This is a genomic window from Maribacter sp. PR1 (assembly GCF_028464145.1).
Classification (GTDB): Bacteria; Bacteroidota; Bacteroidia; order Flavobacteriales; family Flavobacteriaceae; genus Maribacter.
Genome location: NZ_JAQPCG010000001.1, coordinates 328,466 through 354,374 on the forward strand (window position 1 = coordinate 328,466; position 25,909 = coordinate 354,374).

At 39.1% G+C, this 25,909-nt stretch carries 17 protein-coding genes and 1 tRNA gene; 4 read left to right on the forward strand and 14 right to left on the reverse strand.

The genetic code is table 11. The features are described from left to right. Nucleotides 1–86: 86 nt before the first annotated feature. Nucleotides 87–2,351, forward strand: coding sequence for an acyl-CoA dehydrogenase family protein (locus PP182_RS01510; RefSeq protein WP_272649558.1), 2,265 nt, complete (start codon nt 87–89; stop codon nt 2,349–2,351). On the opposite strand, the gene PP182_RS01515 is transcribed toward PP182_RS01510, so the two are convergent. From PP182_RS01515 to PP182_RS01555, 9 genes are all read right to left on the reverse strand, one after another. Then, nucleotides 2,348–3,175, reverse strand: coding sequence for a GIN domain-containing protein (locus PP182_RS01515; RefSeq protein WP_272649559.1), 828 nt, complete (start codon nt 3,173–3,175; stop codon nt 2,348–2,350). The two genes, PP182_RS01510 and PP182_RS01515, sit on opposite strands and share 4 nt — an antisense overlap. Before the next feature lie 132 nt (nt 3,176–3,307). After that, the gene (locus tag PP182_RS01520; protein ID WP_272649560.1) at nt 3,308–5,140 is read right to left on the reverse strand and encodes a cytochrome c oxidase subunit I; all 1,833 of its coding nucleotides are present in this window, start codon (nt 5,138–5,140) and stop codon (nt 3,308–3,310) included. A gap of 60 nt (nt 5,141–5,200) precedes the next feature. Then, nucleotides 5,201–6,304 (reverse strand): cytochrome c oxidase subunit II, encoded by a 1,104-nt coding sequence (locus tag PP182_RS01525; protein WP_272649561.1) that lies wholly within the window; start codon nt 6,302–6,304, stop codon nt 5,201–5,203. 31 nt (nt 6,305–6,335) lie between these two features. Next, nucleotides 6,336–7,655 (reverse strand): quinol:cytochrome C oxidoreductase, encoded by a 1,320-nt coding sequence (locus PP182_RS01530; RefSeq protein WP_272649562.1) that lies wholly within the window; start codon nt 7,653–7,655, stop codon nt 6,336–6,338. Between the two features lie 15 nt (nt 7,656–7,670). Next, nucleotides 7,671–8,231: a c-type cytochrome gene (locus PP182_RS01535; protein WP_272649563.1), complete on the reverse strand. Its 561-nt coding sequence runs from the start codon at nt 8,229–8,231 to the stop codon at nt 7,671–7,673. Between the two features lie 2 nt (nt 8,232–8,233). Further along, nucleotides 8,234–8,764, reverse strand: coding sequence for a DUF3341 domain-containing protein (locus PP182_RS01540; protein ID WP_272649564.1), 531 nt, complete (start codon nt 8,762–8,764; stop codon nt 8,234–8,236). Nucleotides 8,765–8,767: 3 nt separating this feature from the next. After that, nucleotides 8,768–10,516: an NrfD/PsrC family molybdoenzyme membrane anchor subunit gene (gene nrfD, locus PP182_RS01545; RefSeq protein WP_272649565.1), complete on the reverse strand. Its 1,749-nt coding sequence runs from the start codon at nt 10,514–10,516 to the stop codon at nt 8,768–8,770. Between the two features lie 31 nt (nt 10,517–10,547). Further along, the gene (locus PP182_RS01550) at nt 10,548–13,664 is read right to left on the reverse strand and encodes a TAT-variant-translocated molybdopterin oxidoreductase (RefSeq protein WP_272649566.1); all 3,117 of its coding nucleotides are present in this window, start codon (nt 13,662–13,664) and stop codon (nt 10,548–10,550) included. 34 nt (nt 13,665–13,698) lie between these two features. Continuing rightward, a complete protein-coding gene (locus PP182_RS01555) occupies nt 13,699–15,078 on the reverse strand; it encodes a cytochrome c3 family protein (protein WP_272649567.1) in 1,380 nt (459 codons plus the stop codon). Between the two features lie 233 nt (nt 15,079–15,311). Here PP182_RS01555 and PP182_RS01560 point away from each other — a divergent pair, with 233 nt between their 5' ends. After that, on the forward strand, nt 15,312–15,686 hold the full coding sequence (locus tag PP182_RS01560; protein WP_272649568.1) for an SPOR domain-containing protein: 375 nt from the start codon (nt 15,312–15,314) through the stop codon (nt 15,684–15,686). 39 nt (nt 15,687–15,725) lie between these two features. On the opposite strand, the gene infB is transcribed toward PP182_RS01560, so the two are convergent. The 3 genes from infB to rimP are packed head-to-tail and all read right to left on the reverse strand — an operon-like array spanning nt 15,726 to nt 20,150. After that, a complete protein-coding gene (gene infB / locus PP182_RS01565; RefSeq protein ID WP_272649569.1) occupies nt 15,726–18,401 on the reverse strand; it encodes a translation initiation factor IF-2 in 2,676 nt (891 codons plus the stop codon). Between the two features lie 42 nt (nt 18,402–18,443). Then, a complete protein-coding gene (nusA, locus tag PP182_RS01570) occupies nt 18,444–19,676 on the reverse strand; it encodes a transcription termination factor NusA (RefSeq protein WP_272649570.1) in 1,233 nt (410 codons plus the stop codon). A gap of 12 nt (nt 19,677–19,688) precedes the next feature. Then, entirely contained in the window at nt 19,689–20,150 is a 462-nt protein-coding gene (gene rimP / locus PP182_RS01575) for a ribosome assembly cofactor RimP (RefSeq protein WP_272649571.1), read from the reverse strand. Nucleotides 20,151–20,358: 208 nt separating this feature from the next. Between rimP and PP182_RS01580 the strand changes: the two genes are divergently transcribed. Further along, on the forward strand, nt 20,359–21,699 hold the full coding sequence (locus tag PP182_RS01580; protein WP_272649572.1) for a cation:proton antiporter domain-containing protein: 1,341 nt from the start codon (nt 20,359–20,361) through the stop codon (nt 21,697–21,699). Between the two features lie 28 nt (nt 21,700–21,727). On the opposite strand, the gene PP182_RS01585 is transcribed toward PP182_RS01580, so the two are convergent. Beyond that, complete coding sequence (locus tag PP182_RS01585) at nt 21,728–22,048, reverse strand: hypothetical protein (RefSeq protein ID WP_272649573.1); 321 nt, start codon at nt 22,046–22,048, stop codon at nt 21,728–21,730. A gap of 244 nt (nt 22,049–22,292) precedes the next feature. Next, nucleotides 22,293–22,363, reverse strand: a tRNA-Gln gene (locus PP182_RS01590). Between the two features lie 168 nt (nt 22,364–22,531). Between PP182_RS01590 and PP182_RS01595 the strand changes: the two genes are divergently transcribed. Further along, nucleotides 22,532–25,885, forward strand: a complete 3,354-nt coding sequence (locus PP182_RS01595) for a DUF2723 domain-containing protein (protein ID WP_272649574.1) — start codon at nt 22,532–22,534, stop codon at nt 25,883–25,885. Nucleotides 25,886–25,909 lie beyond the last annotated feature (24 nt).

Genomic DNA, 25,909 nt, shown 5'->3' on the forward strand with positions numbered 1-25,909 from the left:
AAGATAGGTAAACACATGTAATTAGTTTTCAAACTACTTCGTGTTTATTCTTTAGAATTTCAGGGATAAATTCGTATTTTCAAATAATGGAAAAGAAAATTTATACCCCGGGTATACTTCAATATATACCGTTTTTTTATGTTATTTGGTCAGATGACCTTGTTTCGGCCTCAGAGGTTAATGTAGTCGAAAAAGCAATTGAAAAGGACCCCACCTTGAATAAGGCCGAAAAAGTAATCTTGCATTCTTGGTTACAGGTTGACAATCCACCCAAGAACGAAGAATTTAAAAATTGGAAACAAACTATCTCCAATTCAGGAACCAAATTAATAGAGGGAGTCACCTATCCCTTGACAACTTTTAGTCAAAAGGTGGTTTGTCACTATCATGATACCTGTCCCTTTAACGACCAATTAAAAGATATAGAAATCAATTTAGGTATACAGCCCAATCACTATAATCATTTATTTGAGGTGGAGGTTGAACATAATCTAAGTTCCAATTCCTATAAGGCCCAGGAAGTATCTCTTATTCTCAAAGGAAAACATGCACCCGTTATCGATAAGTTTCAAGAGTTACTAAAAAGGCCAATATTTGATTGGGATATTCATCGCAATAAAGAGGATTTTAGACAAATTGTCTTGAACCAAGTAAAATATCTTGCCGAAAATGGATATGGTGCAATGGCCTATCCTAAAGCATATGGAGGCACAGGAGATATGGAAGGTTATGCAACCATTTTCGAAAATCTAATGTATATCGATGGTAGTCTTACAATAAAATTCGGGGTTCAATTTGGACTTTTTGGTGGTAGTATTCAAAAACTTGGTACCAAAATTCATCATGACAAATATTTAAGTGATGCCGGTAAAGCTGAACTATTAGGTTGTTTTGCTATGACGGAGACTGGACATGGTTCCAATGTAAGGGGAATAAAAACCACCGCTACCTATCATAAAGAGAGTGACAGTATAATTATCCATACTCCTGGAAAGAACGATAATAAGGAATATATCGGCAATGCACTTCACTCTAAAATAGCCTCAGTTTTTGCACAGCTCATCGTTAACGGCAAGAACGAAGGGGTGCACGCCATCTTAGTTCCTTTAAGAAACAAAAAGCACGAGCTGCTATCAGGTGTGAAAGTGGAGGACAATGGTTATAAATTGGGGCTTAACGGGGTGGATAATGGTAAAATCTGGTTCAACCAAGTGAAGGTGCCCCGGCAAAACTTATTGAACAAATATGGAAGTATTAAAGAAGACGGCACTTACTTTTCTGAAATAAAAAATCCCAACAAAAGATTTTTTACCATGTTGGGCACTTTGGTCGGCGGACGAATTTGTGTGGCCAGGGCAGGATTGGGTGGAGCAAAAATGGCACTTACCATAGCTATTAAACATGCACTAAAAAGAAGGCAGTTTAATGACAATATAAAAATACAGGAAGACCTGTTAATGGATTATCCATCACATCAGTTACGCTTGACACCATTGGTTGCCAGTGCCTTTGTTTACCATGCCACATTGGACAAAATGATGGAGATCTATTGCAATGACAATCAACCGGATAAACGAAAAGTGGAAACCCAAGTTGCCGGATTAAAGTCCATCATAACCTGGTATGCGAACGACACCATTCAGGAATGTCGTGAAGCCTGTGGAGGCAAGGGCTATCTACTAGAAAACCGAATAGCTGACCTCAAAGGAGATGTCGACATTTTTACCACCTTTGAAGGCGATAATAACGTTCTCCTGCAATTGGCGGCTAAAGGAGTGCTCTCCGATTTTAAATCGGAATTCAATAGTGCTGGGTTTTCCTCAGTCCTTAAGCTATTAAGCCAGCAATTATCGGATAAATTAGCTACGGTAAACCCACTATATTCGAATAAAGTAGACAAGGAACATTTATACAATCCTAAATTTCATAAACACGCATTTGATTATAGAACCCGTAGGTTGACCTACACGCTAGCCATGCGAATTAGAGACTATATTAAGAAAGGGGTACCTACCTATCAGGCATTCTTAAAGGTACAGACCCATTTATTGGCTTTAGGGAAAGCCTATAGCATAGAACTGGCCTACAACACTTATTTTGAATTTACGGAGACTATAAAAGACGAAAGAAATAAAGAGCTATTTCAGAAACTAGGTACGCTATATGGACTCTATGAAATTAGAAAGGATGCTTCTTGGTATTTGGAACAAGGTTATATTGGAAGCACAAAATCTAAAGCGATAAGACAACGCGTCGAACGGTTGTGTACGGAGCTCAGACCTCATATAAATGTTTTGGTCGAAGGGTTCGGAATACCGGAAGATTGTATTACCGCCCCAATAGCTAACTAGTTATTTTCCTTATCCAATTGGGAGTTATCCAAAAAGTCTAAAATGGTTATTTTAGGATTTCCATATAGGCTAGTTTTGGATGATCCCCTTGAAGACAATTGAAAATCTTCCAATACATTTACCCTGGCATCTGGTGAATCCTCAAGTATAAGCATCGTCTTTTTTGCTTCGAGCATCTCCCCCTTTAGGGAACTTTTACCATATAGCTTTGCCGTAAAGGAATCTGCAATTCCCTCTAATTTTGCCGATGCATTCTCATACATAAATAAGTTGTTTGTAGCACCAGTGGAATAGACCTTGACATCGATACGGTCCTTGAATGTCATGATAAGGGAATCACTGGCAACATTAAAATCACCAGAGCTTATCTCCTCCATGTTAATATTTATGATATCCGCAGTTGCGTTCAATTCCAAACGGGATGTTCCCTTAGTCAACACATCCAATCGTTCACCAGAAATTACATCCTTCATGCTTATCTCACCATTGTTCATTGTAATACTGGTCAACTCATTGTAGAATACTGTAATTTCCAATTTGCGCTTCGATGTAATATTATAAAATGAAGAAATAACCAAGGTATTATCTTCTACCTTAAACTTAAGTACATCTATTAAGTTGTCATCTATCTCCAGGGCGTATCCTTCATTGGAAGCTTTTTGAAGAACAATTTCCAAGTCGTCTTCCAATTGTATCGCGTTGAAGACTGGCAAATTTTCACGAACTTCTACCACATTTTTATTACCCTTAATTTTAGGCTTTCTCTGGGCGTAGGTTTGCAACCCAAAAATCAAAGTAAGACCAATAAGCAATAATTTTTTCATGTATGAATATTGTAGTTTGATACCTTTAACTCTAAACCAAAGATATCATAATTTAGTAATAAGTAAATCCTAAAATATTAAGCAAAAAAAATGCCTAACTCAATAGTTAGGCATTTTTTTTATTACTTAGTTCTAGTGTTGTAGTTCTTCCTCACCATCAAACAAAGGTACATGTTGCTGCACATAGTCCTGATTTGGAATAATATATTCATCGTTCTCATCAACCTTACTGTAATCATAAGCCCACCTGTGCACCTCTGGTATAGCACCTGGCCAGTTTCCATGAATATGTTCAGTAGGTGTTGTCCATTCCAAAGTTGTTGCAGACCATGGATTCCGTGGTCCTCGCTTACCGTAAAAAATACTTCTTATAAAGTTGAAAGCAAAAAATAATTGTGCAGATGCAGTAATAATTGCAAAGACAGTCATTAGTGCTTGTACGTCCGTTAATTCATCGAACATTGGAAAAGCCGTATTCTCATAATATCTTCTAGGAACACCTGCCATTCCAACAAAATGCATTGGGAAGAAGATACCATAGGATCCAATTGCCGTTATCCAAAAATGGGCGTACCCTAAGTTTTTGTTCATCATTCTACCTTGGAACATTTTTGGGAACCAATGGTATACACCGGCAAACAAACCATAGAGTGCAGAAATACCCATTACTAAGTGGAAGTGAGCAACTACGAAGTACGTATCGTGAACATTAATATCCAATGTACTATCCCCAAGGATAATCCCCGTTAGACCTCCGGTAATGAAAGTAGAAACCATTCCAATCGAAAATAGCATTCCTGGATTCAATTGTAGGTTACCCTTCCATAACGTAGTTATCCAGTTGAATGCCTTAACAGCTGATGGTATAGCAATCAAAAGAGTTGTAAAGGTAAACACAGATCCCAAAAATGGGTTCATACCAGAAATAAACATATGGTGTCCCCATACAATAGTTGAAAGAAATGCAATTGCCAAGATAGAAGCAATCATTGCCCTATAGCCAAAAATCGGTTTTCTTGCATTTACCGCCATAACCTCGGAAACGATTCCCATGGCAGGCAAAATAACAATATACACTTCGGGGTGACCAAGGAACCAAAACAAATGTTCGAAAAGTACTGGAGAACCTCCCTGATAATGAAGGACTTCTCCCTGAATAAATATATCCGATAAAAAGAACGATGTTCCAAAACTTCGATCCATAATTAATAAAAGTGCCGCTGAAAGAAGTACCGGAAACGAAATTACACCAATTATTGCCGTTACAAAGAACGCCCAAATGGTTAGGGGCAACCTTGTCATAGTCATGCCCTTAGTTCGTAAGTTCAAAACGGTTACGATGTAGTTCAAGGAACCTAAAAGGGAAGAAGCAATAAATATGGCCATGGATACCAACCATAGCGTCATCCCCATACCAGAACCAGGCTGAGCCATCGGCAATGCACTTAAAGGAGGATAAATCGTCCAACCTGCGGCTGCAGGGCCTGCTTCAACAAACAATGAAAGTACCATGATCACCGTTGAAACAAAAAACATCCAAAAAGACAGCATATTTAAAAAACCAGAGGCCATATCCCGAGCACCAATTTGCAAGGGAATCAATAGGTTACTAAATGTACCACTAAGGCCAGCGGTCAATACAAAAAATACCATAATAGTACCGTGCATGGTAACCAAAGCGAGATATACATCGGCATCCATAACTCCTTCTGGTGCCCATTTCCCCAATAAAGCTTCAAAAATTACATTGGACTCTCCGGGCCAAGCCAGTTGCATCCTAAACATAATGGACATAGCAATACCTATGAAACCCATAAGAAGTACTCCTGTAATAAAATACTGCTTTGCGATCATTTTATGATCTTGGCTAAATATGTATTTTGTTATAAAAGTTTCCTTATGATGATGATGTCCATGATCGTCATGTGCGTGATCATCTACTAGTGCATGTTCTGTTGCTGACATAATCGCAATCTTTAATTTTATTAATTTTCTTTTTTAGCCCTTTCCTGATATGCCCGTAATTTATTCAGACATAGATACTCCATCCACAGCATTGAATGCGGCATTAGTATCATCCTTCATGACTGTTTCTGCAAAGGTAGATTGACCTTTCATCCACTCCATATATTCCTCCTCGGTTTCTACAATTATCTTCATCTGCATATTGTAGTGGGATTTACCACAAATTTTATTACACAATAAAATATAATCAAATTCCCAAGGGTCAATAACCTCCCCTGTTTCAGCGGACTTTTCTGCTCTTATCTTGTTCGTTCTTTTTACCTTTTCCACGATATCCGGATTCTGACGCATTTCCTCCGTGGTATAAACAGGTGTAAACGAGAACTCTGTAATCATTCCCGGAACACAGTTCATTTGAGCCCTAAAGTGAGGCATATACGCGGAGTGCAAAACATCTTGTGACCTCATTTTAAAGTTCACTTTTCTACCTACTGGCAAGTGTAACTCTTTTACAATAACATCATCGGATGCATAAGAATCCGATTCATCCAGGCCAAGAACATTGGCTTTGTCGATATCGATCATACGAACATTGGCGGTACCTAAGGTGTTGTCCTCCCCACCATATCTCGCAGTCCAATTAAATTGTTGAGCGTAAAGCTCCACTATTAATGGGTCATCGTCATCGTTCACATCAGTAATATTAGTCCAAGTATAAAGGCCGTAAAGAATTAACCCGGCCAATACCACAACAGGTATAATAGTCCATATAAACTCCAATCGGTTATTATCCGCATAGAACAATGCTCTTTTACCTTTTTCACCTCTATACTTAAAAGCAAAATAGTGAAGTAGGGCCTGAGTTATTATCTGTGTAATAAAGATAATGACCATGGATATCAACATTAAGTTGTCATAATCAGATCCATGCTCAGATGCAGCCTCCGGTAAAAGCACCTTACCATATTTCCAAAAACTAAAAATGGTTATACCATATATAAAGATAAGAAAAGCGAACATGAGGTATCCGTTATTCTTATTATCCTTATCATTGGCAACCTCGGAATTATCTGTTTTAAGCTGTGACAATTCAAATATCTTGGTCATTTGCCAAATAGCAATTGCCACGAGAACCAAAACAGCTAAAGTCAATAATGTTGTCATTGTATGTATTGATATTATTCTTTAAAACTCACTAGTAATGAAAGTGTCTACTTTCTTCAATAAACGGATTCCTTTTTGGTTGTAATGGTGCAGTAGTTAGAGCCCTAAACACCCAGAATATAAAGAAACCTGCAAAAAATAATATTGCACCAATCTCAGGAATGCCAATAAACCATTGATTACCAACAGTAGAAGGCATTATAGCATTGAAAATATCCATGTAGTGACCTGCTAAAATTACAATCCCCGTCAAAACTACGAACCAATTAATTCTTTTATAGTCACTATTCATTAAAAGAAGCACAGGGAACAGAAAATTCATTGCGACCATTCCAAAAAACGGCAAATTATAATCCTCTATTCTTGTAACATAATAGGTAACTTCTTCTGGAATGTTGGAATACCAAATTAGCATGAATTGCGAAAACCAAAGGTAAGTCCAAAAAATACTTATACCGAACATAAACTTTGCCAAATCATGTATATGACTGTCGTTAACGTCTGGCAATAATCCTTTTGATTTTAGGTAAATGGTAACCATTGCAATTACGGTAATACCGGAAACAAACATACTAGCAAATATATACCATCCGAACAAGGTGCTAAACCAGTGAGGTTCTACGCTCATTATCCAGTCCCATGACATAATAGATTCAGAAATTAGATAAAATACTAGAAATGCAGCAGATATTCTAAAATTCAATTTGAAACTTGAATTATCGTTTGATTCATCTTGCTTCAAAGACAATCTTCTAGAATATTCCCTGTAAGCTATCCATCCACCCAAAAAGATGACCGCCCTAATTAAAAAGAAAGTAGGGTTCAAGTATCCAGATTTTCCTTGTAGCAATTCATCATGAGCAACAACTTCAGGGTCCATCCAAATAAACAAATGATTCATGTGAAGTACGGAAAGCACCAGGATTACAAAAACGATAATTCCACCTGGAACCAGATAGGCCGTAATTCCTTCCATCACCCTAAATAATAAAGGCGACCAACCGGCCTGTGCCGCTCTTTGTATTGCATAAAAAGCAAGAACGCCCAAAGCAATCATCATAAAGAAAAATGCTGCCACATAAAGTGCCGCCCAAGGTCTATTCTTTAACTGACTTAATAAATGTTCATCATGAGAAGCATCATGTTCGGCTGCAGCGCCGTGTTCCATTCCAGAATCATGGGAAGCAGCCGCGTCATGACCGCCACCATGCCCATCATCATGACTGGCAACTATCGCCTTTGCCTCCTCGACTGTTCCGGGAGCCATAACAAAGCCTCCGATAATACCTAACAAGCCTATTGCCATTAATATTATGGAACCTATTTTAAGTCTATTTGAAAACGTATACATAGTATTGTTTACCTATTATTTGGTTAAATCTTGTTTCAGCTTCATTACGTATTCCGCAACTTGCCACATTTCAGTGGAATTCATCTGGGATGCATAGGACCCCATAGAATTAAGACCATAAATCTGCGTGTGATAAGCTGTTCCTACTGTAATATTTCTAGCTGGGTCATCATAACTTGGCACCCCAAGAATCTTCTCCCTTTTTACTAAGGTTCCCTGTCCTTTTCCTTTATCCCCATGACAAATAGCACAGTAAATAGTATATAATTCGGCACCTGTTGCCAAATTTTCTTCCCGGGACATGGAGTCCAATGGACTCGTATTCAGCCTAGCAAGCTCTTTTCCCTCTGGTGTATTTTCAAATTCATAAGGTAACCAACCCCTATTGATGGTATTGGCGGGAGGCACCATGGCCTCCTGATTGGAAGGAAGGAAATCAACTTCATCATAAGTTTCATATCCGACAGGCTCATACATATTGGGCATGTACTGATAGTTTGGTTCGCGCTTATCTTGACAAGCCACCACAACCATCAATAAACATACTATGACCGTTAATTTTAGAAAACTGTTCATATTTAATGACTGTTTTTTTCTGATATATTAATTTCTACCGCACCAGTACCCGTAAGCAAATCCGTTAATTCCCGTTCGTTATTATGAATCTCGATTTCCATAACAAAATGGTCATCCGTTGTTCTAACATCAGGGTTTTCTGCTTTCTTAAAAGGCCATAACCTACTACGTAAATAAAATGTAATTACCATTAAGTGCGCTGCGAAGAACACAGTTAACTCGAACATAATAGGTACAAATGCAGGCATATTCTCTATATAGCTAAAGCTTGGTTTACCACCAATATCTTGGGGCCAATCCTTAATCATAATAAAATTCATCATTACAATGGCCACTGTAAGACCTACACATCCATATAAAAAAGAAGTAATGGCGATTCTAGTTGGAGCCAATCCCATAGCCTTGTCAAGTCCGTGAACCGGAAATGGACAATAGACCTCTTCTATATGATGTTTGGCCGCTTTAACCTTTTTGACAGCATGCATTAACACATCATCATCATTGTAAAATGCTTGTATTACTTTAGATGCCATAGCCTACTTTTTGTTATTTAATAGTTTCGCTTGTCCAGCCCAATCGTCTCTCTGCGCTCTTCCCGGAAAAGAACCAGTGATTGAATCCAACAAGTCATATTCCTTTTCCGTCATCCTAGCTACCTGTGCAAATGTGAAGATTCCAATTTCGTTTAAAGTGGCTTCCATTTGAGGGCCGATACCTTTAACCTTCTTCAAATCATCCGGAGATTGCTTTGTAGCATCAAAGGTCCCTATAGCGCTTAAAAGTTCATTGACACCAACTTTATCTCCCGTGGTAGGCTCTGTTTCCCCCATCAATACATCGTCAGTAATAATTGGCTCTTCTTTTACCACAGCCTTTTCATTGGAAATTTGATAAAGTGGTTTGCCGGCATCCCTTAGTTTTTTATAGCGTTCTCCGGATGATTTCAATATGGACTTAACCTCCGCTTGCGCGATTACAGGGAATGTTCTGGCATATAATAAGAAGAGTACAAAGAAAAATCCAATAGTACCAATAAATATACCTATATCCACAAAGGTTGGTGAGAACATCGTCCATGAAGATGGTAAATAATCACGGTGTAATGATGTTACTATAATCACAAAACGCTCAAACCACATTCCAATGTTTACCACAATAGAGATAAAGAACGAAAACATAATACTCGTTCTCAATTTCTTAAACCACATAAATTGTGGAGAGAATACATTACAAGTCATCATTGACCAATATGCCCACCAATAAGGACCGGTAGCCCTGTTCAGGAATGCGTATTGCTCATATTCCACACCGGAATACCATGCCATGAATAGCTCTGTAATGTAAGCACAACCTACAATGGACCCTGTAAGCATAATTACAATATTCATCAACTCTATGTGCTGTACCGTAATATAATTTTCTAAACTACAAACCTTTCTCATGATGATCAACAAGGTGTTTACCATTGCAAATCCAGAGAATATCGCCCCTGCAACAAAGTATGGAGGGAATATGGTCGTATGCCATCCTGGAATTACGGATGTAGCAAAGTCAAACGATACAATAGTGTGTACGGACAATACCAAGGGCGTAGCTAAACCTGCCAACACCAAGGAAACCTCTTCGAAACGTTGCCAGTCCTTTGCACGACCACTCCAACCAAAGCTCAGAAGACCGTATATTTTCTTTTGGAATGGTAAAACCGCCCTGTCACGAATCATTGCAAAATCCGGTAAAAGACCTGTCCACCAAAAGACCAAGGAAACGGATAGATACGTTGAAATCGCAAATACATCCCAAAGCAACGGGGAGTTAAAGTTAACCCACAAAGACCCAAATTGATTCGGTATAGGTAATACCCAGTACGCCAACCACGGTCTACCCATGTGAATAATTGGAAACAAACCAGCTTGGATAACAGAGAAAATAGTCATGGCCTCAGCAGATCGGTTAATTGCCATTCTCCATTTTTGACGGAACAAAAGTAACACTGCCGAAATTAGGGTTCCGGCATGTCCGATACCTACCCACCAAACAAAGTTGGTTATATCCCAAGCCCAGTTAACGGTCTTGTTCAGTCCCCAGGTTCCAATACCCGTTGAAATAGTATAAATAATACAACCTACTCCCCAAAGAAATGCCACTAAGGCAATGGAAAAAACAATCCACCAATGCTTATTGGCCCTTCCTTCTACCGGAGCGGCAATATCCACAGTAACATCGTGGTAGCCTTTGTCTCCAATCACTAGGGGTTTTCGTATAGGTGCTTCGTAATGCGACGCCATAGACTTCTGTTATAATTACTTTCTAGTATTGTTATGCTTCGTTGGTATTTCTAACTTTTACGTGATAGAATACGTTTGGTTTAGTACCTACATGCTCCAATAAATGATACATACGGTTACTTTCTTTTAATTCCGACACTTTGCTGCTATCATCATTTATATCTCCAAAGACCATGGCACCGTTTTCACAAGCCGCTGAACATGCTGTTTGGAACTCTCCATCCGCTACAAGTCTTCCTTCTCTTTTAGCATCCAAAATGGTTTTCTGTGTTTTTTGAATACACATAGAACATTTTTCTATCACACCTCTAGAACGAACATTTACATCTGGATTTAATACCATTTTACCCAAATCATTGTTCATATGGAAATCGAACTCTTCGTTGTTGTTATATAGGAACCAGTTAAATCTTCTAACCTTGTAAGGACAGTTATTTGCACAATATCTAGTTCCCACACATCTGTTATAGGCCATTTGATTTTGACCCTGTCTACCATGGGAGGTAGCCGCTACCGGACAAACCGTTTCACATGGAGCATGATTACAGTGCTGGCACATTACGGGCTGAAAAGCAACCTGTGGGTTCTCCGCAGGATTTTCCAACTCTCCGAAACCTCCTAAAGAACCATTATCACCACTAAGACCATCGAACTCGTCCTTTTTTGTATTATCCGCTTCAAAAGAATCTTCTGAAGAGTAATATCTATCGATACGCAACCAGTGCATATCCCTTGATACCCTCACCTCTTTTTTCCCTACTACGGGAACATTATTTTCTGCATGACAGGCAATAACACATGCACCACAACCCGTACACGCATTTAAATCTATAGACAAGTTAAAGTGATGCCCAATAGAGCGATCAAAACTCTCCCATAAATCAACGGAAGTTGCCGGCACCTCTTGGTGATTTAAGGAAACCTGAGGAACATGATTCCATTCCGCATGGTCCTTAGTATTAAATACCTCCAAGCTAGTTTCCTTGATAATGTCACCTCTTCCCATTAAGGTTTTATGAAGCTGAACACAGGCAAACTCATGGTTACCTCCTGCTTTTTCTATACTTACGTTCTGATTTGCATTAAAACCTTCGTACAATCTAAATGCATTCACTCCAGTTCGCATCTCTTCCTTCATACCAACGGATTTACCGTAACCAAATGAAAGACCGACCGAACCCTTTGCCTGTCCAGGCTGAACTACAACAGGGACATTTTCAACAGTAACACCGTTCACCGTTAAGTTTACGTAACTACCGTCCATACCACCATTGGCGACATTTTCATTCTCTACACCCAATGCCTCTGCATCTGACTTAGAAATTGTAACATAGTTATCCCAAGAAACCCTTGTTATAGGATCCGGGAATTCTTGCAGCCATGGGTTGCTAGCCTGCTGACCATCACCCATACCTACTTTAGAATAAAGGGTCAACTCCATTCCATTACTTGTTGCATTCGCCAAACTTCTTACAGCGGAAGCTATTCGAACATTTGGAGTTTCAACTTCTACGCCTTCAATAGCATCCACCACCGCTCCTTCATCAACAGCAACTGCCATAGTTTCCGAAGCAAAAACACCATCTTGCAATGCTTGATTCCAACTTGCACCATTCAGAATACCTTGGTCCCAAGTCTCCTTTATGTATTCATAGTAGGAACTTTCACTCCCCATCCAATTCAGCAATGCACTTTGAAATTGACGTGTATCGAATAATTCTTTTATTGTAGGCTGCATTAAACTATAATGCCCTTTCTTCATTTCAAGATCTCCCCAGGATTCCAAATAATGATTGGATGCGGCAGTATATTGAACGACCTCCGCCGTTTCGTTCCAGTTCGCAGTAAATAATACGGAAAGATCGGTCTTTTCAAGGCCTTCCTTAAAATCAATCGAATTAGGAAGGGAGTACATAGGGTTTACACCATCCATGATCAAGGCTCCTATCCTTCCGGCCTTCATATCGGAAATCAAGGTTTCCAACATCTTAATATTTCCTTGTCTTACATATCGAGGAGAATCCGCATCAAAAGCTCTACTCCCCAACATTTTATTAATGGCCAGGGCAACTGTCTGAGCGTTGACATCATCCAGACCCGTAACTACTACGGCACCAGCACCTGCCTTTTTAATTTCCCCAGTTAATTGTTCGACAATAGCATCGTACTCCGAAGTATTTCCTCCTACCGATGTACCATTAAGTTTTCCATATAATTTTGCAAGTACTACTTTTTGCGCAGAAGGGGTCAATGGAAACCTTTTGTCCGCATTCGCACCGGTCAAGGACATATTTGCCTCCAATTGTACGTGCCTGGACATTTTTCCATTCTTTGGAATACGTCCCTTGGCATAACCACTACTGTACCCGCCGCCTTGCCAGTCGGCCAAGAAATCCGCACCCAACGAAACAATTAATTCCGCCTTTTCAAAATCATAATCTGCCAATGCTCGTTCTCCATAGGAATTCTCGTAGGCCGTTAAAGCAGCATCCTCGGAAATAGCATCGTATGTTACATGCTCTATATTTTCATTTGCAGCCTTGAACTCTGATATTAATCTATCCGTAGATGGGCTAGCATAAGTTTGGGTAAGCAATACAGCCTTTTTGGAAGAAACGTTAAGACTGCCCATTTTTGCCTTTACGGCAGCATTAAGCGCATCCCATTCTACCGGTTCGCCATTTGCCATGGGCCCTTGTAACCTAGTACTATCGTACAAGGACAACACAGAAGCCTGAACCCTAGCATTTGCACCACCGCCTACCTTGGCCATGGTATTGTTTTCAACCTTAATAGGGCGACCTTCACGAGTCTTGATAAGCACGCTTGCAAAATCAAACCCATTCGCTATGGTAGTGGCATAATAATTAGCCACTCCCGGAACAATATTTTCCGGCTGAACCACATAAGGTATTGATTTGATTACAGGTCCCTCACAGGCAGCCAAAGAAGCCGCAGCAGTACTAAAACCAACATACTTAAGAAAATCCCTTCTATTGGTGCTCGTTGAGGACAAGTTTTGCTTATCCCCCAAAAAGTCATCAACTGGGATTTGCTCTACAAATTCATTTTGTTTTAGCGCCTCAACAATGGAATCGTTAGGATTTAACTCCGCTTCGCTTTTCCAATATTTTTTGTTTGATGCCATACGTATTATCTGTAATTAGCTTCTTTGATTTATATTAATAGTGACACTTTCCACATTCCAACCCGCCCATTTGAGCAGCTGTCAAATTTTCCACACCATATTTCTTGGAAAGCTCAGCGTGAATTTTTTCGTAATATTCGTTACCCTCAACCTTAACATTGGTTTCACGGTGACAATTAATACACCAACCCATTGTCAATGGGGAATATTGATACATAACTTCCATTTCCTGTACCGGACCATGACAGGTCTGACACTCAACACCGGCAACAGAAACGTGTTGTGAGTGATTGAAGTATGCAAAATCTGGAAGGTTATGAATCCTAACCCATTCTATCGGCTGAGTTTCACCAGTATATTTCTGGTTCTCTTCATCCCAACCCACAGCTTTATACAACTTCTTGATTTCCTTGGTATAGAACTCATTCGTATAACCATTCGCCAAATCTTCTTGAGAAGGACCTTCAGGATTCCCTTTATACTCATAAATGGACTTATGACAGTTCATACAAACATTCATAGCAGGAATTCCAGAATGCTTCGAAACCCTAGCGGAAGAATGACAATACTTACACTCGATTTTATTATCACCTGCATGTATTTTATGGGAGTAATGTATCGGTTGAATTGGAGCATACCCTTGATCAACACCGATTTGCATCATCCAACCATAAGCGAAATAAGCACTACCCAATAAGAGAAAAATTACAGTCACCAAAACCAAAAATTGGTTTTGGGCAAAAGCTTTCCAAATAGGCAGTCTTTTTTCCGCCCTTTCTTTTTCAACGGAAATACCATTAGCCTCCGCAATTCTGCGAAGTGTGTTGTTCACCAAGAACAACATGACCACCAACAATGCAAAGACCAATGCCAAGGCCCCAAGAATCACCTCATTTGAGATTCCCCCAGAAGCGGCACCACTAGCAACTGTGGCGGCCTCTCCAGCAGCGGGAGCAGCGGGAGCAGGTGGCGGAGCAGCGGTATACGCTAAAATATTATCTATATCAGCATTACTTAATGTAGGAAATGCGGTCATCGCCGCTTGATTGAACTCATTATAAATTTTATTCGCGTAAGCATCTCCGGACCTAATCATTCCAGGGCTATTTTTAATCCACGAATACAACCACTCCCTATCCAATCCCTCTTCTTCTGCCAAACGACTTTCGACGTTAGCCAAGGCCGGACCTGTCATTTTACGGTTCAATGCATGACAAGCAGCACAATTCTGATTAAACAGCGCTTTACCCGCAGCAGCATCCCCATCGGAAGCTCCTGCATCTTCAGTAGCAACGGCATCACCAGACTCCGTAACAGTGTCCTGTGCCACCAACGAAACTGAAAAAAGTAGCGTAACTACTAAACTGAAAACAAAGACTTTAGAAAACTGATTGCGGTATAGTACCTTTTTCATAAATAGAATATTTCAATCGGAATCGTGGCACGGTTTTAGCCCGTTCTATAACGGAAAACATATAAAAAATGCCTCAATCGATGGCAAAAATACGACATAGACTTTATTTGAAAAAACGTTAATGTATTTATAATTTCTAATTTATAGTTATTCTAAATAGTTGAAATCGCTAACCAATTCTACCTTAAAAAATTACATTTGTACATTAATAAAATTCACCTATTTATTTCTTGATGAAAAAACTTTTTTACATAATAATCGTGATTTTAATCACAAATTCCGTCAAAGCACAAGAAGGAAAAGTTTCCATTGACCAAGACCCTCAAATAAGCCAATTATTAGAGCTGTACAAAAAGTCCTTGGATAAAAATGACTATTATAAAATACAAGTGGGATTTGTCAGTAACAACGAAAAGGCACAAGAAATAAAAAGCAATGTAGAAATTGATTTTCCCGAATTACCATCCCAAATAGATTTTGATTCCCCCACTTACCGCATCAGGGTAGGACGCTTTAAATCGAAATTAGAAGCGGAACGTAAGTTCAATGAGGTACGGAAGAAATATCCCAATGCTATGCTATTAAAACCAAAAAAATCGACCTTATAGGCCGATTTTTTCTTTTTCATCTTTCCAAGGAAATCCTAATTACTTTAATTTCTTTTTGACGGCAACTTCTTGGAACGCCTCTACAATATCATTTTCATTAATATCATTGTAGTTCTTAATCTGAAGTCCACAATCGTAACCTTTGGAAACTTCTTTAACATCGTCCTTGAAACGCTTCAAAGATGACAATTCTCCAGTATAGATAACCACACCATCACGAATTAATCGAATATTGGAGTTTCTGAAAATCTTACCACTAGTCACCATACAACCAGCAATGGTACCAATTTTAGAGATTTTAAAGGTTTCCCTAATTTCTGCCGTACCGGTAATTTCCTCTTTCATTTCTGGAGACAGCATACCCTCCATCGCGTCCTTAAGGTCATTAATAGCATCATAGATAATAGAGTACATACGTATATCTATCTCCTCATTCTCTGCCATTGCCTTGGCATTACCCATAGGCCTAACATTAAATCCTATAATTACGGCATCTGAAGCAGAAGCTAATAATACGTCTGATTCGGTAATAGGACCTACTGCTTTATAAATAATATTGACCTGAATTTCATCAGTTGATAGTTTCTGGAAAGAGTCCGTAAGCGCTTCAACAGAACCATCCACATCACCCTTAAGTATAATATTGAGTTCCTTGAATTCACCTAAAGCAATACGTCTGCCTATTTCGTCCAAGGTAATATGACGCTGGGTTCTAACCGATTGCTCCCGCTGTAATTGAGATCTTCTTGCAGCAATTTGTTTCGCCTCCCGTTCATCTTCCAGAACATGGAATTTATCACCGGCTTGTGGAGCTCCATCCAAACCTAAAATAGATATGGGTTGTGAAGGTCCTACCTTATTCACATTTTTACCTCTCTCATCTTGCATCGCCTTGACCTTACCACTCGTTGTTCCTGCAAGCACATAATCTCCAATTGTCAAAGTACCAGCCTGTACCAGTATTGTGGAGACGTAGCCCTTACCTTTATCCAAATAGGCCTCTACCACTGTTCCGGAAGCAAGTCTATCCGGATTGGCCTTTAACTCCAATAATTCAGCTTCCAGCAACACTTTTTCCAAAAGTTCTTGAACACCTTCACCTGTTTTCGCGGAAATATCATGAGACTGAATTTTACCGCCCCAATCTTCCACCAACAGGTTCATTTGGGCCAGACCCTCCTTAATTTTATCAGGATTGGCCGTTGGCCTATCTATCTTATTTATAGCAAACACGATTGGAACACCTGCCGCCTGAGCATGGCTTATAGCCTCCTTGGTTTGTGGCATTATATCATCATCGGCAGCAATCACAATGATTGCAATATCAGTAACCTGAGCACCTCTGGCACGCATCGCGGTAAAGGCCTCGTGACCAGGAGTATCCAAGAAAGAAATTTTTTGACCATTTTCTAAGGATACCGCATAGGCTCCAATATGCTGTGTAATTCCACCACTCTCACCTGCAATTACGTTCTCTTCCCTAATGTAATCCAACAAGGATGTTTTACCGTGGTCCACATGTCCCATAACGGTTACAATTGGTGCTCTTGGCTCCAAATCCTCTGGCGCATCTTCCTCTTCAACTATACTTTCTTCAATGTCCGCTGTTACAAACTCGACCTCATAACCAAATTCATCGGCTACAATCGATAAAGTCTCGGCATCTAATCTTTGGTTCATGGTTACCATGATTCCCAAAGACATACATGCTGAAATAATCTCTGTGGTTGAGACATCCATCATGGTTGCAACCTCACTAGCAGTTACAAATTCAGTAACCTTGAGGATTTTACTTTCCAGCTCTTGCTGTTCAAGATCCTTCTCTGTCTGTTGACGGTGTTGATCTCTTTTGTCCCTTCTATATTTGGCCCCTTTACCTTTTTTGGATTTACCCTGTAGTTTTTCAAGGGTTTCCCTTACTTGTTTTTGAACATCCTCTTCCGTAGGCTCAACCTTAGGTGCTGAAAAACGTCTATTTCCTTTACGATCATTGGAGGCACCGCCTCTAGAACCCTGAGAAGTGTTTTTGCTAACTATTCGCTTCCTACGCTTCTTTCTATCCGAATTATCAGAGGGTTTTTTCTCTTCTTTTTTCTTTTTAGGCTTTTGAAATTTGGAAAGGTCAATCTTATCGCCAGTAATTTTAGGCCCTGACAACTTTTTGTATTTCGTTTCCAAGGTTTCCGAAACTTCTTCCTTAACCTCTGGAGTTTCCTCGGATTTTTTTTCAACGGCAGGAACTTCCTTCTTCACCTTATCCTCCGTTTTCTTTTCTTCGGTAGCCGCTTTTTCTTCCTTGATCGGTTCTTTTTCCTTTTCCTTAGGAGCCTCCTCTTTTTTCTTCGGGTTTAAATCAATTTTACCGACAGTCTTTGGCCCAGTCAACTCTACTTTTCCGACTAATTTTTTGTCTTCCTGCTCAGCGTTCCTTTTTTCACGCGCCAAACGTCGTTCTTCCTGTTCCTGTTCCAGTTGAATTCTTATGGCCTCTTTCTCCTTTCTCTTTTCCTCTCCGACCTCTTTTGAAGCTACTTTCTTGCTCTTATCGGTTTGGAACTCATCCAATAGCACCTGATATACTTCATCGGAGATTTTTGTGGTCGGTCTAGCGTCCACATCATGTCCTTTACTATTCAGGTAATCTACTGCCCTATCCAAGGAAATGTTAAGCTCACGAAGAACTTTATTAAGTCTTATTTTTGCATTATCTGCCATAAATACTGATTCCCGTTCTTTTATTTAATTGCTAATATATAGCTAATCTTCTAATTCTTCTTTTAGGATACGCACAACTTCGTCAATTGTCTCTTCTTCCAAATCCGTACGTTTAACAAGATCATCTACATCTTGCTCCAATACGCTTCTGGCCGTATCCAAACCTATTTTCTTAAACTCTTCAATAATCCATCCATCGATTTCATCTGAAAACTCGGTCAATTCCACATCTTCCTCAACGCCTTCTCTAAATACATCTATCTCATAACCAGTTAATTGACCCGCTAAACGAATATTGTGGCCTCCACGACCTATTGCCTTGGAAACCTCTTCGGGCTTAAGATAAACCTGAGCGGTCATTTTCTCATCGTTCAGTTTTACCGACGAAACCCTCGCCGGGCTCAATGCCCTTGTAACCAATAATTGTGGGTTTGAAGTCCAATTGATCACGTCAATATTTTCGTTGCCCAATTCCCTTACGATGCCGTGAATACGAGAACCCTTCATCCCAACGCAGGCTCCAACAGGATCAATACGATCATCATAGGAATCAACCGCAACTTTCGCCTTCTCACCAGGAATACGAACCGCCTTTTTAATCGTAATCAAACCATCAAAGACCTCTGGTATCTCTTGGAAGAACAATTGTTCCAAAAATAACGGTGAGCTACGAGACATGATTATCGTCGGCTTAGCACCTTTAAGTTCAACACTTTCAATAATTCCTCTTACATTATCACCTTTTCTAAAGAAGTCCGATGGTATTTGCCTGTCCTTTGGAAGTATTATTTCATTTCCTTCATCATCCAACAAAATAACCGCCTTATGACGAATATGATGCACCTCAGCGGTATAAATTTCACCTTCAAGGTCTTTAAACTGCTTGTATATGGTCGTATTATCGTGTTCATGAATCTTGGAAATCAAGTTTTGACGCAAGGCCAATATTGCCCTTCTTCCCAAGTCTATCAATTTGACTTCTTCAGACACATCTTCACCTACCTCGAAATCTGGCTCTATCTTTCTAGCTTCAGAAAGTGAAATCTCCTCATTGGGCTCCTCTACTTCACCATCCTCTACAACCACACGATTACGCCAAATCTCCAAATCCCCCTTATCCGGATTGATAATAATATCAAAATTGTCATCCGATCCGAACTTCTTTTTCAAGGCATTTCTGAAAACATCTTCCAAAATTGCCATAAGCGTTACCCGGTCTATGAACTTATCATCCTTAAACTCCGAGAAAGATTCAATTAACGCAATATTTTCCATTGGTAATTACAATTAAAATTTTAATACAACTTTTGCTTTCTTAATATCAGAAAAGTTTATTTCTTTTCTTTTCTGAACCGTAACTTTTCCCTTACCAACAGGTTTGGGTTCTCTTGCCTTCCATTCCAATACTATACATTCCACATTGGTTTGGGTAAGCTTTCCTTCATATGATTCATCGGAAGTTTGCACCTCCAATTTCCTTCCAATATTCTTTTTATACTGTCTGGGCATAATCAATGGTGCTGTCGCACCGGCCGAGGCCACTTCCAGGGCAAAATCTTGTTCCTCCCTATCCAAATTATGCTCAATGGCCCTACTGATCTTAATACAGTCATTAACAGTTACTCCATTGTCACCATCAATAATAACTTTGATTTTATTATCCGGAGTAACCGTAAAATCAATTAAAAAAAGTGAAGAATCTTCTTCCAATCCCTTTTCCAATAATTCCTGTACTTTTTCCTTCAACATAAAAACCAAGTAATAAAAGAGGGGACAAATTGTCCCCTCACGAATACTTTTTATTCTTTCAGTACTGCAAATATACAACAATCTTTGTTCTGTGCAATAACTACTTAAATTACAATTGAATAATTCCTAGAAAATAGAAATGGTTAGGTCTAAGCAAGTTAATTTGGAAATTAAGTCTATTTTTAACCAAAACCAACCTTGATATACAATGGACTTATTTTCTTCTTACAATGTCATCATTGGTGCCGCTATCATTGTAGTTCTATCCTTTTGGTTTAATGGTATTGCAAAAAAAACGAATGTCCCGGCCGTATTAATGTTGATTGTTTTGGGGATATTAATAAAAATAGGCCTTGAACTATTTATTCCTAAAGCCCCAAACTTTGACGCATCTTTGGAAATATTAGGAACTGTAGGACTTATCATGATTGTTCTTGAAGCTGCACTAGAGCTGGAATTAAAGAAGGACAAATTAGTCCCAATCCTAAAATCTATGGCCATAGCGCTTTTGGGTTTGGTAGCATCCGCCTATGTAGCCGCCTATATTCTGCACCTATCAATCCCCGATATGAGTATGCAGTCGGCACTTATTTATGCCACACCATTATCCATTTTATCCAGTGCCATTATTATTCCAAGTGTTGGTGGTCTTTCTGCCCCAAAGAAAGAATTTCACATTTACGAAAGTACCTTCTCCGATATTATGGGCATCATGATGTTCTATTTCCTCATAGGTGGCATTAATCCCACTGAAGATTCTGGAGTATTGGGTTTTAGCATTAATCTCGTGCTGACAATAGTCATTGCCATTGTTTCCAGTTATGCCATAATCCTAATTTTTCAACGGATTAAAAGTCAGGCTAAATTATTTTTACTTATTGCCGTACTGCTATTGCTTTATGCCATTGGAAAGAAACTTCACTTGTCCTCATTAATTATCATTTTAATTTTCGGATTGATGGTAAAAAACATTAACCTTTTTTTTCCAGGTAAAACCAAGGTTTTTTTGGAGGCCGAAAGAATGAAACAAATCTACCATGAACTACATATTATTACGCTAGAAACTGCCTTTGTTGTCAGAACTTTTTTCTTTGTAATATTTGGAATCACCATTGTTCTAGAATCTTTGTTGAATTTTACGGTAGTGCTTGTAAGCCTTGGAATTATTGCATCAATATATCTAATCAGGTTCGTAATACTTCGGGTCTTTATAGGTAAAGATCTAAAGCCACAACTGTTCATTGCGCCAAGAGGCCTTATAACCGTACTTTTATTTTATGCAATTCCTCCAGAAGCGCAAGTCCCAGCCTTTGAATCTGGGATTTTATTATTTGTAATAATCGCGACGAGTTTAATTATGACCTGGGCTATGATAAAGGACAAACTGAAAATGGGCACACCTCTCGACGAAATCGATGATGAATATGATGAAAGAAATATGGCGGAAGATATGCTAAGGATGCATACAAATGAGGAAATATCAAGTATGGTCAAAGAGGTTAATCCACAAAATCTGGATACAAAAAGAATTAATGAAACAGACGACTAAACACCCTATAGGTTTTGATTTCCAGTTATTACCGAAAAACACCAGCGGTCTGCGGCTTTTCCTCGGTTGTAGTTATGGAATTTATACTATCAACTTCTTTTCTGAACCTCAATATCATTAAAGTATCTAATTGGTTTTGAATACTATCTTTCATGAGTTTCCAATTACTGGAATTCATTTTTTGATTGTATTCCGTAATTTTATCAAATCGAGAAAGATTGTATCTATTCGCCTTCCAGGCGTGTTGTGTACTTTTTTGATGTTGTAAATCCTGAAGGTAAATCCCTACTCCAAAACCAACCAACACGACTACCAAAATTATCTTTAAACTTTTCACGGTCAACTTCATAACATTAGTTTATAAGAGTGGGGTAAAACTAAAAAAGTGAATCAAAAATTAATATCTATTTTCAATTATTTCTTAACGCAATCAATGGGCAATGTACAAAATATCCATTTTATGATTCCAAATATCCGTTGAAGTCAAATTTCTATCGACAATAAGCACAAGTCTAAATTGTTTGTATCGAATTGGTAGACCTAATAAAAAATCCTAACACCTTGTCGATGTTAGGATTCTATAATCTTATTAGTTGGCCCACTAGGACTCGAACCTAGAATGACGGTACCAAAAACCGGAGTGTTACCATTACACCATGGGCCAATACCTATAAGAGCGTGCAAATTTAAAACAAAGTTTGATTTGGACAAACATTTTTTGAATCAAAAAATAAAAAACACACATTTCCCTGCCTGTTAAAGGTTTATAAAAATAATGGGAAGGTATCTATTTAAATTACTAAATTCGCCGCATAGCTTTAACCAAGGTTCCATGTTTTCAAAGAACTTCAAAAAATGGGACACCTTAACAGGGTGGGCCGTCTTTTTTATTGCATTTATAACTTACTTCATTACCGTTGAACCTACAAATAGTTTTTGGGATGCCGGTGAATATATAGCTACCTCGGCAAAACTTCAGGTAGGACACCCTCCAGGCGCTCCTTTACTACAGATGATCGGGGCGTTTTTTGCCATGTTTGCCTTGGAGCCTAATCAAGTAGCTATGATGGTGAATTTAGTTTCTGGGGTATCCAGTGCCTTTACCATTTTGTTCATGTTCTGGACAATTACCAATATCACCCAAAAATTATTGGATAAGGACGAGCAAATGACCAACAGCAAGGCTATTGCCATTTTGGGTAGTGGGTTAATCGGAGCTTTGGCTTTCACATTTTCCGATAGCTTTTGGTTTAATGCAGTTGAGACCGAAGTATATGCCATGGCCAGCTTAATTATGGCATTATTACTATGGCTAGGATTAAAATGGACCGATAACTTGAATGACCCAAGAGGTAACCGCTGGATTATTTTAATATCATTTGTTATTGGGTTGACGTTCGGAATTCAGTTTATGGGATTTCTGGCGATTCCCTCAATTGGGTTGCTCTATTACTTTAAGACCTATAAAAAGACCACCGTTAAAAACTTTCTATTGGCAAACATCATTGTCATTGCCATTTTGATGTTGGTATACAAATTCTCTCTTACCTACGTCCTCATGTTCTTTGGATGGGGAGAGGTCTTCTTTATTAACTCCATTGGCTTACCATTTAATTCTGGGTCCATTATCATAGGTCTTATTTTCATTGCAGCCTTTTACTTTGGACTCAATTACACCCGAAAAAACAATTATAAGATAGCCAATACACTTGTCCTTTGCCTCATGTTTTTATTTTTAGGCTTCTCATCGTGGTTAATGCTCCCCATTCGTGCCAACGCCCACGTAGTGATAAACGAAAACAATCCAGAGGATGCACGGGCATTGTTAGCCTATTACAACAGGGAACAATATCCCGGAGTGGATAGCCCCGTTTACGGTACTTATTATTCTGACATGTTTGCCCCTGCAGGCGAGGATAGGGACGGAGCCCCTAAATATGAAAAGGACTACACCTTAGGGAAATATGTAATTGTCAATAAATATAAAAATTCCGAGCAAGGTCCCAATCCCAAACACCAAGGCATTTTACCTAGAATGTGGAGTTCTCAACATGCATCAAACTACATGAAGTACTTTGGACCCCTCGATTTTAAAATGACCGAGTACAATGCAGACCTTGCAGAGGCTATAAACCAAATGAAAGCCGGTTTTGCCAATGGTGAAATTGACGCGGATCAATATATTAGTTTTATTAGAAGATTCAGCGACTATATTGAGGTGGAGCCGCCATCCGTTTGGGATAATATTAAATACATGTTCGAATTTCAATTCAATTACATGTATATGCGCTACTTTATGTGGAATTTTGTCGGTAAGCAGAACGATGTTCAAGGGAGGTATAATGAAAATGGTAATTGGTTAAGCGGTATAAACTTTTTGGATAGTGCGAGATTAGGTAGCCAGGACAATCTGCCTAGCGACATTAAGAATAACCCTGGACGTAACACCTATTTCTTTTTACCATTGCTTTTGGGTATAATCGGCCTAGTTTTTCAAGTGTCCAAAGACCCGAAACAATTCTGGGTGTTAATGATATTTTTCCTCTTTACGGGACTGGCCATTCAGTTCTACACCAACCCTTATATTTTTCAGCCTAGGGAAAGGGATTACTCTTTGGTAGGGTCGTTCTATATTTTTGCGTTATGGATTGGATTGGGCGTTTACGGCCTTTATGATGGATTTAAAGATTGGGTAACCCCAAAAGTCTTGGCACCTGCCGTAGTGGTTGTTTGTCTCTTAGCTGTACCGACAGTAATGGCCGTACAGAATTGGGATGATCATGATCGGTCCAATAAATTTACGGCCAATTCTTCGGCCACATCTTACTTAGATTCCTGTCAGGAAGATGTTGGGGCAATTTTATTTACCATTGGGGATAACGATACCTTCCCACTGTGGTACGCTCAAGAAATAGAAGGCTATCGTACCGATGTTCGCATAGTCTGTACAAGCCTATTTGAAACGGATTGGTATATTGACCAAATGAAGCGAAAGGCTTATGAAAGCGACCCTATTCCTTCCCAATTAGAGCATGATAAATACCGATGGGGAACTAGGGATGTACTTTACCACCAAGGAATAACAGAGAACAGATGGCCCATCAAGGACTTCATCGATTGGATCGACAGTGACAAACCTAGGACCAAACTGAAGTATATCTTAGAGCAACAAGGTGCTGATATGAGCTATTACCCGGAAAACACTCAAAACATGGTGTATTATCCCACCAAGAAAATCAGAGTACCCGTAAATAAGAAAAATGCCTTAGAAAGTGGCTTGGTTAAACCAAAAGACTCTGCCTTAATGGTAGATTATATCGATATTGATTTGCCAAGTGTCATCACCAAAAAAAGTATGATGATGCTGGACATCCTTGCCAACAATGATTGGAAACGTCCACTTTATTTTTCCGGCGGAAGTTTTGATGATGCGGAATACCTATGGATGAAAGACTATTTACAATTGGATGGTTTAGCCTATAAATTGGTTCCTATAAGAACGGAAAGACCTAATTCATTTGAAATGGGCCGTATTGATACAGACCTTATGTATAATATAGTTAAGAAATGGAATTGGGGTAATGCCGGAGATGAGGATATCTATCATGATACACAAACAAGAATCCAAAGTGTGAGCTATCGAGGTAACTTGGCCCGTTTAATGGAGGCCCTGATCAAAGAAAACAAAATGGATAAAGCCAAGGAAATTATCGAAATGTCCTTGGAAAATATGCCTGTTGAAGCATTTGGATATTACTCTTTGGTCGAACCTTTTGTAGACGGCTATTATAAAGTAGGCGAAACGACCAAAGCCAGGGAGCTATTTAATGTATTGAAGAGAAAATACCAGGAGCGTTTGGAATATTACTCCCAAACTAGTTTGGATGAGCAATACGGCAATATAGATGATATCATCGCGGATATGGAAGCCTACAGACGAAATATTGATACGGTTATTGGTAATGATGACAAGGATTTTGCCGAAAAGGAAACCCTAATATTTAATGAATACATTGATAAATTCCAGCACTTTTATAAGGACGAGGATAGTCTAGAAATGCCGGAAGGTGATTTCCAAAATGATCCGGATATGATCATAGACACCTTACCCATGACCGACACAATTAGAACGGATAGAACGGAAACAGATTTATTGCAAGATACGATTGGAACTCCAATCGAATAGTTTTAATTGGGTTTAAGAAAGGAA

Coding starts and splice junctions, on each gene's coding strand:
- PP182_RS01510 (WP_272649558.1), top strand. CDS start 87: ATGGAAAAGAAAATTTATACCCCGGGTATACTTCAATATATACCGTTT.
- PP182_RS01515 (WP_272649559.1), bottom strand. CDS start 3,175: ATGAAAAAATTATTGCTTATTGGTCTTACTTTGATTTTTGGGTTGCAA.
- PP182_RS01520 (WP_272649560.1), bottom strand. CDS start 5,140: ATGTCAGCAACAGAACATGCACTAGTAGATGATCACGCACATGACGAT.
- PP182_RS01525 (WP_272649561.1), bottom strand. CDS start 6,304: ATGACAACATTATTGACTTTAGCTGTTTTGGTTCTCGTGGCAATTGCT.
- PP182_RS01530 (WP_272649562.1), bottom strand. CDS start 7,655: ATGTATACGTTTTCAAATAGACTTAAAATAGGTTCCATAATATTAATG.
- PP182_RS01535 (WP_272649563.1), bottom strand. CDS start 8,231: ATGAACAGTTTTCTAAAATTAACGGTCATAGTATGTTTATTGATGGTT.
- PP182_RS01540 (WP_272649564.1), bottom strand. CDS start 8,764: ATGGCATCTAAAGTAATACAAGCATTTTACAATGATGATGATGTGTTA.
- nrfD (WP_272649565.1), bottom strand. CDS start 10,516: ATGGCGTCGCATTACGAAGCACCTATACGAAAACCCCTAGTGATTGGA.
- PP182_RS01550 (WP_272649566.1), bottom strand. CDS start 13,664: ATGGCATCAAACAAAAAATATTGGAAAAGCGAAGCGGAGTTAAATCCT.
- PP182_RS01555 (WP_272649567.1), bottom strand. CDS start 15,078: ATGAAAAAGGTACTATACCGCAATCAGTTTTCTAAAGTCTTTGTTTTC.
- PP182_RS01560 (WP_272649568.1), top strand. CDS start 15,312: ATGAAAAAACTTTTTTACATAATAATCGTGATTTTAATCACAAATTCC.
- infB (WP_272649569.1), bottom strand. CDS start 18,401: ATGGCAGATAATGCAAAAATAAGACTTAATAAAGTTCTTCGTGAGCTT.
- nusA (WP_272649570.1), bottom strand. CDS start 19,676: ATGGAAAATATTGCGTTAATTGAATCTTTCTCGGAGTTTAAGGATGAT.
- rimP (WP_272649571.1), bottom strand. CDS start 20,150: ATGTTGAAGGAAAAAGTACAGGAATTATTGGAAAAGGGATTGGAAGAA.
- PP182_RS01580 (WP_272649572.1), top strand. CDS start 20,359: ATGGACTTATTTTCTTCTTACAATGTCATCATTGGTGCCGCTATCATT.
- PP182_RS01585 (WP_272649573.1), bottom strand. CDS start 22,048: ATGAAGTTGACCGTGAAAAGTTTAAAGATAATTTTGGTAGTCGTGTTG.
- PP182_RS01595 (WP_272649574.1), top strand. CDS start 22,532: ATGTTTTCAAAGAACTTCAAAAAATGGGACACCTTAACAGGGTGGGCC.